This is a genomic window from Candidatus Acidulodesulfobacterium acidiphilum, assembly GCA_008534395.1.
GTDB classification, from domain to species: Bacteria; SZUA-79; SZUA-79; order Acidulodesulfobacterales; family Acidulodesulfobacteraceae; genus Acidulodesulfobacterium_A; species Acidulodesulfobacterium_A acidiphilum.
Map to the genome: position 1 here is coordinate 1 of SHMQ01000048.1, position 12,306 is coordinate 12,306.

13 protein-coding genes are annotated in these 12,306 nt (G+C 34.4%); 2 read left to right on the plus strand and 11 right to left on the minus strand.

The features are described 5' to 3' along the window. The 8 genes from EVJ48_09705 to EVJ48_09740 all read right to left on the minus strand — a co-directional run. A partial coding sequence (locus EVJ48_09705) for a lipoate--protein ligase family protein (GenBank protein ID RZV36949.1) occupies window positions 1-257 on the minus strand: 257 nt, incomplete at its 3' end. Next, window positions 257-640 (minus strand): glycine cleavage system protein GcvH, encoded by a 384-nt coding sequence (gcvH, locus tag EVJ48_09710; protein RZV36950.1) that lies wholly within the window; start codon window positions 638-640, stop codon window positions 257-259. The genes EVJ48_09705 and gcvH, both read right to left, overlap by 1 nt. Before the next feature lie 206 nt (window positions 641-846). Next, window positions 847-2,187 (minus strand): acetyl-CoA carboxylase biotin carboxylase subunit, encoded by a 1,341-nt coding sequence (gene accC, locus EVJ48_09715; GenBank protein RZV36951.1) that lies wholly within the window; start codon window positions 2,185-2,187, stop codon window positions 847-849. A gap of 88 nt (window positions 2,188-2,275) precedes the next feature. Beyond that, a complete protein-coding gene (gene accB, locus EVJ48_09720) occupies window positions 2,276-2,791 on the minus strand; it encodes an acetyl-CoA carboxylase biotin carboxyl carrier protein (protein ID RZV36952.1) in 516 nt (171 codons plus the stop codon). 64 nt (window positions 2,792-2,855) lie between these two features. Next, window positions 2,856-3,425 carry an elongation factor P gene (gene efp, locus EVJ48_09725; GenBank protein ID RZV36953.1) on the minus strand — a complete coding sequence of 190 codons (570 nt, stop codon included), beginning with the start codon at window positions 3,423-3,425 and terminating at the stop codon, window positions 2,856-2,858. A gap of 153 nt (window positions 3,426-3,578) precedes the next feature. Continuing rightward, window positions 3,579-4,685 (minus strand): aminopeptidase P family protein, encoded by a 1,107-nt coding sequence (locus tag EVJ48_09730; GenBank protein RZV36954.1) that lies wholly within the window; start codon window positions 4,683-4,685, stop codon window positions 3,579-3,581. Window positions 4,686-4,739: 54 nt separating this feature from the next. Then, complete coding sequence (locus EVJ48_09735; protein RZV36955.1) at window positions 4,740-5,021, minus strand: hypothetical protein; 282 nt, start codon at window positions 5,019-5,021, stop codon at window positions 4,740-4,742. Between the two features lie 56 nt (window positions 5,022-5,077). Beyond that, window positions 5,078-7,786, minus strand: a complete 2,709-nt coding sequence (locus EVJ48_09740) for an HD domain-containing protein (protein RZV36956.1) — start codon at window positions 7,784-7,786, stop codon at window positions 5,078-5,080. Window positions 7,787-8,034: 248 nt separating this feature from the next. On the opposite strand from EVJ48_09740, the gene EVJ48_09745 reads away from it, so the two are divergent. Continuing rightward, on the plus strand, window positions 8,035-9,024 hold the full coding sequence (locus tag EVJ48_09745; GenBank protein ID RZV36957.1) for a potassium channel protein: 990 nt from the start codon (window positions 8,035-8,037) through the stop codon (window positions 9,022-9,024). Between the two features lie 82 nt (window positions 9,025-9,106). Next, on the plus strand, window positions 9,107-9,997 hold the full coding sequence (gene purU / locus EVJ48_09750; GenBank protein RZV36958.1) for a formyltetrahydrofolate deformylase: 891 nt from the start codon (window positions 9,107-9,109) through the stop codon (window positions 9,995-9,997). Between the two features lie 144 nt (window positions 9,998-10,141). Here the strand turns inward: purU and EVJ48_09755 are convergent, their stop codons facing one another. The 3 genes from EVJ48_09755 to EVJ48_09765 form a co-directional block, all read right to left on the minus strand. After that, entirely contained in the window at window positions 10,142-11,002 is an 861-nt protein-coding gene (locus EVJ48_09755; protein RZV36959.1) for a hypothetical protein, read from the minus strand. Continuing rightward, a complete protein-coding gene (locus EVJ48_09760; GenBank protein RZV36960.1) occupies window positions 10,971-11,495 on the minus strand; it encodes a prepilin-type N-terminal cleavage/methylation domain-containing protein in 525 nt (174 codons plus the stop codon). The genes EVJ48_09755 and EVJ48_09760 overlap by 32 nt, the downstream gene beginning before the upstream one ends. A 171-nt stretch (window positions 11,496-11,666) precedes the next feature. Next, window positions 11,667-12,011 (minus strand): nucleotidyltransferase domain-containing protein, encoded by a 345-nt coding sequence (locus EVJ48_09765; protein RZV36961.1) that lies wholly within the window; start codon window positions 12,009-12,011, stop codon window positions 11,667-11,669. Window positions 12,012-12,306: the final 295 nt, after the last annotated feature.

Here is a 12,306-nt window from a genome sequence, read left to right on the forward strand (position 1 = left end):
AGAACCGCCCTGCCTCCGGTAGGTCTCGAAACAACGTCGAAACCCTTGCTTTTAGCTTTTTCGATAATTTTATCGTCTATATTCTTATCTTTTTGAAAAAAACCTAACGATAACGCAGGAGGATTAAAATAATAAATCCTTAAGGTTGGATCTGCGGAAAAAGCGTCCGCAGTTTTATATTTATTTAATAAAAAAAGGTCGGCGGACATATTAAAACTGCCGGAATGTCCGCCTGAAATTATAAGGTTGAAACTCATCAAGAATTTTTCAAATATTCTTCGTATGCCGCCTGATACATAAGATCGTTAAGCTCGTCTTCGTTAGTCAGTTTAACTTTAAGAAGCCATCCGGCATCGTAAGGTTCTTCATTTACTAATTCAGGCTCGTCTTTCAAGGAGTCGTTTACGCTGATCACGTGACCGCTTACCGGCGCATAAAGTTCTGAAACCGATTTAGCCGATTCTATAGTACCGAAAGATTCGTTTTGTTCAAGTTCGTAACCTACCTCAGGCAGATCGACGTATATAATGTCTCCGAGCTGATCCTGGGCATAGTCCGTCACCCCTATAAGAGCGTTATCGCCGGTTACTTTTACCCAGATATGTTCCGAATTATATTTTAAGCCTTTTGGAAAATCCATAATTCCCCCTTTGCTATCCCTGTTATTATTATTTAGATGATTATATTATGTTAATGCCTTTTTATGCTTACAACATATAATAACTATAATGCGTAAATTATTCGGTATTTAATATATATTGCATACGATATATAATTTATTTAATAATTTTATTAAAATATTTGCAACATAAAATTTATATAATTTAAATAAATTTTAATTATTTTTCATCTTTCGATAAATCTCTGTACGTAACCTATATCTACTTTTCCGGAAATGAAATCGCTGTCGTTTAATATTCTTTTAAGAAAAGGAATATTTGTTTCGATGCCGTCTATTTCAAATTCGTTCAGGGCGTTCTTAGCTTTATTTATTGCTCCAAGTCTGTTAGAATCGTGGACTATAAGCTTGGCTATTAACGAATCGTAATAAGGCTGTACGCTATATCCGCAATATCCCAAATCGTCCACCCTGACGTTGAATCCGCCGGGCTTGATATAATTAGTTATTAAACCCGGCGACGGTTTAAAATTTATCGGATCTTCGGCGTTAATCCTGAGTTCTATGCTGTGGCCTTTAATTTTAACGTCTTCCTGTTTTATTTTAAGCCTGTCGCCGTTTGCTATTCTTATCTGTTCCTTAATGATATCGATACCGGTAACAAGCTCGGTAACGGGATGTTCGACCTGAACGCGGGTATTTACTTCCATAAAATAAAAATCATCGTTTTTATCCAATAAAAATTCAAAAGTTGCCGCATTTACGTAATTTATTTCCTTTACGACTTTTAATATTAATGCGCCCATCTTTTTTCTTGCAGCGGATTTTACGGCGAGAGACGGCGCCTCTTCTATAATTTTTTGATGTCTTCTCTGAATAGAGCAATCCCTTTCACCAAGATAAACCGCATTTCCGTACTTGTCTGCAAGCACCTGGAATTCTACATGCCTTGGATTTTCGCAAAATTTTTCCAAATAAACGTCCTGATCGCCGAAAAAAGACTGCGCTTCCTGTCTTGCCTGATGATAAGCCTGAGATAAATGAGCCGGCGTCAAAACCATTTTAATGCCTCTTCCGCCGCCGCCCATAGAAGCCTTAAGGATTAACGGATATCCTATTTTTTCGGCCGCTTTTTTAATCTCCTCTTCATTATCGTCTATATCATCGCTGCCGGGTAAGACCGGAATGCCGAGGCTCTTGACTAATTTTCTGGCATTTCGCTTATTTCCAAGCATATTCATATTTGAAGAAGTAGGTCCGATAAATTTGATGCCGCAATTCTCGCAAATTTCGGCAAAATTTGCATTTTCCGATAAAAAACCGTATCCGGGATGTATGGCTTCGCTGTCGGTTATTTCCGCCGCAGATATAATCGAAGATATATTAAGGTAACTTTTAGAAGAAGGCGGAGGCCCTATGCATATACTCTGGTCGGCATATTTTACGTGAAGACTGTCCCTGTCGGCAGTTGAATATACGGCAACAGTTTTTATGCCGATTTCTTTGCAAGCCCTTATGATTCTGACCGCAATTTCTCCTCTGTTGGCAATTAAAATTTTTCTAAACATATTTTATTTTTTTATTTTCTGTTTTTAAGCTTATTTTTTAAGCTTATTTTATATAACTTATATAAAGTTTTATATTCCCCGAATTTTATTAAAGAGGCTCTACCAAAAACAAAGGCTGTCCAAATTCGACCAATTGTCCGTTTTCAGCAAGAATAGATACTATCCTGCATTTCATATCGACCTCTATTTCGTTCATAATTTTCATAGCCTCGACTATACAAACAGGACTTCCTTTTTCGACTATAGAATCTACCTCGACGAAAGACGGTTTATCCGGAGAAGGCGACCTATAAAACGAGCCTACAAAAGGAGAAACTATCTCTTTAAGACGTTCATTTTTAACTTTAGCCGATACTGCATCGGTTTCCGCCGCTATATTAGCCCTGCTTATAGCAAAGTTAGCAAGCTCCTCTTGTTCGTAATCGGAAATTTGAGCGCCGCGCTCTTCTTTTTTTCCAATTAATGCATTTCTGCGTCCGCCTTTATAAAATTCATCGGAATCAAGGGTAACTTTAAACTCTTCGTCGCCTTTTTTATAGTAAAATTCTTTAATTTTATTAGATTTAATGAATTTAACCAAATCTTTAATGTCTTTTATATTCATATTTTCTCCTTTAACCCGGCAAGACGATATATTTTCATAGAATTACAATCGGGTAACCGATATTTTACTGTTTGGCACTTATTCTTTCTATATAAGACCTAGTCCTGGTATCGACTTTTATTAAATCGCCTTCGTTTAAAAATAAAGGCACGCTTATAACTAATCCTGTTTCTAAAGTCGCGGGTTTGGTAGCGCCCGAAACGGTGTCGCCTCTAAGACCAGGTTCTGTTTGAGTTATTTTAACGTCTATAAAATTGGGCGTTTCTATATTTATTGGTTTGCCGTTATAATAGAGCACTTTAACGTTTATATTTTCAAGCAAAAAACCGGCGCTTTCGGCGCAGGCTTCTTTGTCTATATGAACCTGATCATACGTTTCGTTGTCCATAAAAATAAAATCGCTACCCTCGTTGTAGAGATACTGCATATTTTTTTCTTCTATATTTGGCGTTTCAACTTTTTCTCCCGCCCTTAAAGTTCTGTCGATTACTTTTCCCGAAATAAGGCTCTTCAGCTTTGTCCTGACGAACGCTCCGCCTTTGCCGGGCTTCACATGCTGAAAGTCGATTATTTCATACGGCTCCTTATCCATTTCTATCTTAAGCCCTTTTTTAAAATCCGTAGTAGAATACACTTAGCAAAACCTCCGTTATATGTAATATTTTAATTTTAATATACTAATATTTAGTATTTATTTTTGCATATTATTTTTATTTTCAACGCATTAATTAATTTAAAACAAAGCGGAATAAAAATCAACTATTAAATTTAAAACTGCATTTTAAATCTATAGCAAACTTTCTATACTATGCCGATTTTTTTTAATTCCGGTTATAATCCTTGCTCCTTCGCGTTCTACATAACACATATCTTCAATCCTTATGCCGAATTCACCCTCTAAATAAACGCCGGGCTCCACGGTAAACACCATTCCTTCCTTAACCGTATCTAAATTTTTTTTGCCGACGTACGGATATTCGTGTATGTCTAATCCTACGCCGTGCCCCAAAGAATGAGTAAAATATTTTCCGTAACCTCGTTTTTCTATATAATCGCGCGCCGTTTTATCTAAACTGCTAAATTTTACGCCCGGTTTTATTTTTGAAATAGCCTTCTGCTGCGCCGTATAAACCGTGTCGTAAACGTCTAAAAATTTCTTGTCCGGTTTTCCAAGATAAACCGTAAACGTCTCATCGCTCTTATATCCGTTAATCTCTGCTCCAAAGTCGCATAATAAAACTCCGCGCTTTGAAATAATTTTATCCGCTGAAGGCAAGCCGTGCGGAATACTTGAATTTCTGCCGGAGAGCACTATCGTTTCAAATGATTCCGCAGAATAAAAATCTAAAAGATTTTTTTTATAAATTAAAGAAGCTTTTTTCTCGGAAATACCGTCTGATTCATTATGGTAAACAATTTTCTTAAGCATGTCGATAACGGCTTTTTCCGATACGGAAACTGCCTGCATTATATAGTCTAATTCTTTTTTATCTTTTACGGATCTGATTTTCGATAAAAAGCCGCCTGCGGGAATAAAATTAAATTTATTTCCCAATTCTTTTGCAAACGATATGTATTCATCGTAAGTAATATAATCCGATTCAAACAGTATAGAAGAAAAACCGCTTAAACCGGCTCTTGAAGATATGTCGGAGGCTATATCCTTGAATATTTCTTTTATTTCGATTATATTAACATTTTTAAAACATTCTCTGGAGGCTCTTTCGGAATATCTTGCATCGGTATAAAGAATAATTTCTCCGGAAACCGAAAAATACAGATATCCGCTTCCCGAAAAATTAGAGATAAAAAAGATATTTGCCGGCTTTTTAATTAAAATTCCCGACGCTTTTTTTTCTGCTATATTTGAAGCAAGTTCCGGCAAATTAAGCATGGCTTATGATTATTTTATATTCTATTTATTTACTTTATTTATTGTTATATTTACTCAGAGCAGGGAGGAACCTTTTTTGTAGGCATAAGTTTTCTGCAGAAAATTTTCTAAAACAGATATTGCTTTTTGACTTTTTTTATTATTGTTTTCTTTTTCTGTTTTAATTAAGTTTTGAAGTCTTCTTATGTTGCTCAAAGATTCTTCGTCAAAAGGATTTTCTTTTAGCAGGTCTATATAAATATTTAATGCTTCTAAATAATGTCCCTGCGATTCATAAATTTCCGCAAATGTTTTTGTTTTTAGTTGAGTATCCATCATAATTAATATTTTTATCACAACATAATACTTTTAGTCAAGCAAATTAAGCGGCGTCAAATTAAACGGCGGTTATTTTAAAGCTTATCTTTAACGGTTTGTTGTATTTTTTTCATTAAAAGCAAATTTCTTATTTTGCCGCCTTGATAATTTTTAACGTAAAACGTATCATATACTTTATTTCCCTGCGTCGTAATTTTAGAAACAAAAATATCGATGTTAAATGAATTAAAAATTTTTCCTATATCGTGCAAAAGTCCTTTCCTGTCCAAAGCCTGTATTTCTATTACGGTAAATTCATCGCTCATATTATTGTAAATTTCGACGGAAGTTATAACTCTGGGGCCGCTCTTTGCATATAAACTTTCGCTTTTTCTTTTATTTTTTAACTTTTCCTCCAATTTTTCCGTTCCGTTGAAAACGTTAAAAAAAGTCTTTCTCAGTTTGTGCCAGTCGATATCTCCGTCAACTTTTTTGTATATATGGTTTACAAAAAAAGTATCTACGAATTTACCGTCTTTTCTCGTGTTTATATCCGCACTCAATATATTAAAATCAAAATACGATAAAACTCCCGTAATATCCGAAAATATTGCTTTATTGTCTTCTCCGCAAATTACTATTTCATAATAATCTTCAGTTTCATGCATTTTTGCGACGAAATTAAATCTATGGGATTCGGTTATTTTCGAAAACAACTTTAAGTGCAGCAAAATATTTTCCTTGCTTTCTCTTGCCAAGTACTTGCCTGGGGAATAAAATTTATTAATAAAATCCGAAATAAATTCTTTTAAATCCTTAATATTTTCAAGAAATTTATATCCGTTTTTACCTCTTAACGTTTCGGCGTATTCATATACTTTATTTATATAATAGGCGTCGTCTTTAAAATATTCTTCGGTATTTTTTAAATACGACAAGGTTCTTTCGTAAAGTTCGACTAACAGCATCTTCCTCCATGAATTAAACCTTGTTTTAGAAACGGCCATAGAATCGCAAATACTGACTATAAAAAGAAGTTTTAAGCGCTCTACGTCTTTAACGATACCGGCAACGTATTTAATAGTTGACGGATCATGGATATCCCTTCTTTCGGAAGTAAGAGGAAGAACGAAATGATTTAAAATTAAAAATTCTATAGCATCGGAAATATTTGAATTAAAACCTATTCTTTTTGCAATTTTAGCTGCTATTTTTGAGCCTATGGACTCGTGATGAGCGGAATATCCTTTGCCGATATCGTGAAGAAGAAGAGAAAAATTTAAAATAAGCATATCTTCCGGGCTTAAATCCTCAAAGATTTCTTTAAGTTCGTTGTTTACTTTAAAATTTGCCATATTTTCAAGATAATATATACCGTTTAAAGAATGTGCATCGACCGTATATACATGATAAACGTCGTTAGTAGAGAGGGAATCTATTTTTTCAAACTCAGGAATTAAAGCGACGAGTATTTTAGTTTCATGCATTAACAGCAGCGTTTGATATACTCTTTTTTTATTCTTTAGTAAATTTATAAAAAAATCTTTTGAAAAATTACCTTTTTTAATTTTAGCGGCGTATTTGTTTCCGCTGATTCTTAATAAATTAACGGATTCCGCATTTAATCTGTAACCGGATGTTTGATACAAATTTAATAAATTAAAAATATTCCTATATTCGGATAAAAATAGTTCTTTGTTTTTTACCGCAATCAAACTGTTATTTAAAAAAAAATTATTTTCTAAAATTATTTCTTTTTGTTTTTTTTCCTTATATTTACTTATTAAAATCTTCGGTTCTATCAGAATATTTATAATTAATTTGGAAATATTATGTATGTTTTTCGCATTTAAATAATAGTCATGCATAAAATACTCTATTTTATTTAAAAATTTGCCGTCTTTATAATAAAATGCATTGGCTATATTCTCCTGAACGTCGAAAGTAAGCCTGTCATTTTTTTTTCCGGCAAGCAGATGCATCATAATGCGCGTTTTTAAAATGAATTTTTTTCCTTCATAAAGATCCGTTATATCCTCTTTTTTTAAAGAAGTGTCGGCTTTGTTTGCTTTCAGCGCGGCAATTACCGTTTCTTCGGCCTTTTTAAATTTATTTTGATATTCAAGGATTTCTCCGCCTCCATCAGGATTAGGAAATATATCCTTAACGCCAAGATAATATATCCATCCGCAATAAGAATAATCCCTCAAACCTCCTATAGCCTCTTTAACATCCGGTTCAAGAAGAAAAATGTCGTTGTCGGTCATAACATTGATAAGCCGCCTTTTTCTTAAGCTCTTCATTATTTCTTTTAAAAAAATTAATTTCGCATCTATCTTTTTAAAATCGGATTTAAATTTATCAAATAAATACTTGTTGCCGGCAATATATCTTGCATTTATAAAAGACGTATAGGTATTCAAATCACTGCCCATAAGTTCTACCGCTTCGGCGCAGGTCATTACGCTCTGCGCAAGATCTACACCCGCATCCCAGAATAAATAAAAAAAATCCTTCAGATCCCTTGCAGAATCCTCTCCGCTTAATCTGTTTTCCGTCAAAATCATTATATCTATGTCCGAATAAGGGCACAATTCTAAATTTGAGTAACTGCCCCCTGCCACTACACAGTAACCGTCTCTTCCTTTAATAAGGGAAAAAGCTTCGACGATTATGGAATCGTAAAAGAAAGAAATTTCCTTGGCGGTGTGAAACGAATCGTAATTAAGAAGGTCGTCTTTTAACAGCGCATATTTCGATCTTATTTTTTGTTTTAATTCTGTTGACGTAATCATCGTAATCATTAAGATTTATCTCCGTTATTCCGCTAATATATAATAATCTGTTATAATAATGATAAATTCATTTGGAACGATATATTTAATTTCTGTTTGCTTAATACAACTAATACCGCATTGTACAAGCAAAGCTAAATTATTTAAAAGTAATTTTTGACGACTATAATACTGTTGACGATAGTATAATAATTATACAATTATTTATGCTATAATATCTTTAAAAAAAACAAAAAATTTTATATAACTAAATAGAAATGTTTAACGTCATATTAATTTTTTTTCGTAAGTTAAAAATATTAACGAATCAGCATAAATCCGATTTAATAAGAATTTTTGTTTTTCTTATAGCTATACTTTTAATTTTTTCTTACTTATTCAGCCGTTACGAAAAAATATCTTTTTTTAAATCATTTTACTGGGCGGTTACTACCGCTACCACAGTAGGTTACGGCGACGTTACGCCGACAAACGATGCCGGAAGAATTATCGCTATGGGTTTAATGATTGCCGGAATAGGAATTTTAGGTCTTTTTTTAGCGACGGTGTCTTCTATTATGTTTGAATTTAAAATAGGGAGGATATTTGGAACCGTGGAAAGCCATATTTTTAAGGAACATATCGTTATACTAGGTTACAGCAGTTTAATAAAATCTTCTTTGAAAGATATTTTGGAAACGAAAGACAACGTCACTCTTGTGGCAAATATCGAAAAATCGCCGGAAAACACCGGTAAATTAATATTTATAAAAGGCGATATCACGGATGAAAAAACGGTTGCAAGAGCTCACATCGATAAAGCCAAGCTGTGCATTATTTCGGACGAAGACGATGCAAACTCTTTAATAGCCGGCATAAACGTTAGGACGCAATATAAAAATATTTACATAATCGCTTTAATTTTTAAAAAAGAAACTGAAAGGGCTTTTAAAGAAATAGGCATCAACGAGGTATTTTCCTCCGGTTCGTTTTCAAGCAGGGTTCTTGTTAAATCCATAGAGTTTAAAGGCGCTTCTAAATTTTTTAACCAGCTTTTAGACGAAAATTTTAAAGAAGGTCTCATAGAAAAAAATTTACCCGGAAATTTAGAAAATAAAGAATTTTTAGAAGTTATAAAATTTTTTAAAGAAAATAAAGACGAAATTGCCGTCGGAATAAAAAGAAATGAACTGGTTATAATAAATCCCGAAAAAACTTTTGCAGCGGCGGCAGGCGACAAAGTTATGCTGATCGGCAAAAAAAGCTGACTTCAGGAACAATGCAGACGGAAGCAACTCGATAAAAGTAACCAAAACTCTTTATTTATCTTAAAATTTAGAAAATAATACTATGAATAGAAAATTAGTTTTAATCTTTTCTTGTCCTGATAAAAAAGGAATAGTAGCCGCAGTTTCAAAAGTCCTTTTTGAAAACGACGGAAATATAGTAGAATCAAACCAGCATTCAGCTAAATCTGTTACAAATCCCCATTTTTATATGAGAATCGTCTTTGAACTGGATAGTATTTTTGCCGAAAAAAATCTTGCAAATATAAAAATAAAATTAAACGAACTTAAGAGCATATTCGGCATTGAATATGAATTAAACGATACTTCCGTTAAAAAAAATGCGGCAATTTTCGTCTCAAAAGAAGACCATTGCCTTTATGAGTTATTGTGGCAGACGAGTTCCGGCGATATTTTTTTGAATATCGGCTGCATATTGTCAAATCACAAAGTCCTGTCGTCCGTCGCAAATTTTTATAATGTGCCGTTTATATATATTCCGTCAAATTTTGCCGTTTCAGATAATGACGACGATAGCCTTAGGCTTAAACAGGAACGATTTATTTTAAACGAAATAGCAAAATACGATATTGATTTTATTATACTGGCAAAATATATGAGAATTTTATCGCCTGGTTTTATTAATTTATTCAATAAAAAGATAATAAACATTCATCATTCTTTTCTGCCGTCGTTTCCGGGAGCCAAGCCTTATCTTCAGGCATACGAAAAAGGCGTAAAAATAATCGGGGCAACCGCCCATTTCGTTAATGAAAAATTAGACGACGGACCAATAATAGAACAGGACGTCATAAGGATTAACCACGAAGACGACGCGGAAGAGCTTAAAAAGAAAGGAAAAATCATCGAAAGAACGGTATTGGCAAGGGCGGTAAAATTTTTCGTCGAGGACAGAATAATACAATACGGCAACAAAACCATTGTTTTTGCTTAAACAGCTGCCGACGCCTTTTTCAATAGCACGATTATTTATTCGCTAAACCGGCAAACTCAGTCCGGAGTGAAGATGCGGAGGCGGGCGTTTATAAAAGCGAAGCTTTTATGCCGGCCGAAGCGAATAAATCTGTCCCCTTTAATTTTACTGCGGATTTGCTACGGTTACGGAAACCCCGCCCGATTGCGAATACGAATACGAAGGTTCGTTAGGCGCCTGCGTAGTTATCGTAATATTAATGTTACAGTTATATACTCCTCTGGTTGAAGAGTTCTTATTGCAAGTAGTACCAGGACCGCCAGGAGCAGGAGGACCGCCAGGACCAGGGGCCGGTGGCGGTCCAGGAGGCAAAGGAGCACCGCCAGGACCTTTCGGTTTTGGTCTTGCAGGTTGGGGATTAGGTTGAACTCCGAAAATATTATTTAAAATTCCGCCCCAAAAATAATTCCAATCATTTAAAAAATTTAAATTTAGCGACAGGTTGGAATTAATATTGGAAAGCAAAAGATACAATTCGACGTCGGTTAATTTTGATAATAATTTATTTAACTCCTTTTTGCTCAATGATTTCAACAGCGTATAAAGTTGGCTACTCGTTAATGTGTTCAACAGATAATATAACTGATTCGAATTTAACGGGTGCAGTAGATTATAAAATTGTTTCGGGGATAACGACGACAAAATTCCGTTAAGCTGACTGGAATTTAGCGGGATTAGAACTCCATACAGGTCTGCCGGACTCAAGATAGATAAAACCGAATTTAGTTGTTGTCCGCTTAAAAGTGAAAGAACGCTGTTTGTCTGGCTGGGACTCAATGGATATAAAAGGCTGTAAAGGTTTTTATTAGATAAACAGCTTAATGCATTATAAACCTGCGTTCCGGTCGTCATGCTCAACAATTGGCTTTGCGTCGGCGCAGAGCAGGTTCCGGCATATACGGGTTTTACAAAACCGATATTTACGTAAATTGCGCTAAAAAATAATACTGCTAATATTATCAGCAACTGGATATGACGTCGGTACATCGGAGTTCACCTCCTTATAAAGAATATTATTTACGACGCAATAAACTATTAGTTCATAATTTCCCGTTTTTTGATTTAACTGAAAAAAAGATATTTCGTTTCCAATTCCCTGCTTATTGCAACCAGCCCCCGTATTAAAACTGCTAAAAACACATATTGGATTAGTTTGTGAAGGCTCATCTGTTGGTTTATTAAATGGACATACGCCTGATACGGAAAATGTTTGAGGCGGCGTCGGCGGCATAGCCGCATTCTCCAAATTTCTCCTTATCGTCGCCATTGCTTGCGTCATCGAATTGTTTGAATGGAGATACTGTTCATTGGTCATATAGTCGTTTATCCCCCACATAACTACTTGATACAGCCCTATGGACAAGATGCCGATAAGCAGAATCGTCATCACTAATTCTATAAGAGTAAAACCGCCCCTATTTTTTTTAATACTATTCAAAGTCTTAATTATCATTTTCATAAAAATTTAAGAATATACCTTGTCATTCCTGCGAAAGCCCTGTCGTCATTCCTGCTTTCGCAGGAATGACAAAAACGAATTATATTTTACACATTTATTTTAATTTTATATCTTTTAAGTTATCCCTCGATTTTTCTAATTGATATTTTGCGTATTCAATTAATTCTTTTTTCATATAAACATGCCTTCTCTGAGAATATTTTCTTTCAAAAAAGGATTGCCTTTATAATCGTTATTCCAATCGTTTATATTTTTTATTAAAGGTCCAAATAACAGGCCGTATTTTAATTCTATATCATATATATCGCCTATAATTTTTTCTTCTAATTTAGAATTTACTTCGGTATTAAGAAGTATGAGTATATCGATATCGGAATCTTCGGTATAATCTCCTCTTGCTTTAGAGCCGAATAATATTATTTCCGCGTCTGGATATATGCCGAGTATGGTTTTCTTTAGTTCTTCTACGGCTTTTATTTCGTTATCCTTAAGTTTTAAGTCTTTTATAGATTTCATATTTCCTTTTCATTTTAAACTTAGATAATAATCCGCATAAACCGTCGAAAGAGTCACGTAGGGACAGCTCCCCGCAGTTCCGGGGCATCCGGCCGGAGCCGCCGGACAAGTTCCGCCGCCGTTAGCGGAAAACCAGCCTGTTTGAACTATGGTCTGAATAAAATTGTTGATAGTGTAAAATATCTTGTGTAAATTTCCAATGGCAAAATAGGCGCACCTCCTATAAAATAGTTATTGACCAAAATAACTTTAAATTAAAGGAGGCAACGCCAATGATATCTTTGTCGGCGGCTTA

What these genes read in the sequence shown, in the direction of transcription:
- gcvH (RZV36950.1), bottom strand. Translation starts at nt 640, where the DNA reads ATGGATTTTCCAAAAGGCTTAAAATATAATTCGGAACATATCTGGGTA.
- accB (RZV36952.1), bottom strand. Translation starts at nt 2,791, where the DNA reads ATGAATATAAAAGACATTAAAGATTTGGTTAAATTCATTAAATCTAAT.
- EVJ48_09765 (RZV36961.1), bottom strand. Translation starts at nt 12,011, where the DNA reads ATGAAATCTATAAAAGACTTAAAACTTAAGGATAACGAAATAAAAGCC.
- accC (RZV36951.1), bottom strand. Translation starts at nt 2,187, where the DNA reads ATGTTTAGAAAAATTTTAATTGCCAACAGAGGAGAAATTGCGGTCAGA.
- EVJ48_09745 (RZV36957.1), top strand. Translation starts at nt 8,035, where the DNA reads ATGTTTAACGTCATATTAATTTTTTTTCGTAAGTTAAAAATATTAACG.
- EVJ48_09760 (RZV36960.1), bottom strand. Translation starts at nt 11,495, where the DNA reads ATGAAAATGATAATTAAGACTTTGAATAGTATTAAAAAAAATAGGGGC.
- EVJ48_09740 (RZV36956.1), bottom strand. Translation starts at nt 7,786, where the DNA reads ATGATTACGATGATTACGTCAACAGAATTAAAACAAAAAATAAGATCG.
- purU (RZV36958.1), top strand. Translation starts at nt 9,107, where the DNA reads ATGAATAGAAAATTAGTTTTAATCTTTTCTTGTCCTGATAAAAAAGGA.
- EVJ48_09730 (RZV36954.1), bottom strand. Translation starts at nt 4,685, where the DNA reads ATGCTTAATTTGCCGGAACTTGCTTCAAATATAGCAGAAAAAAAAGCG.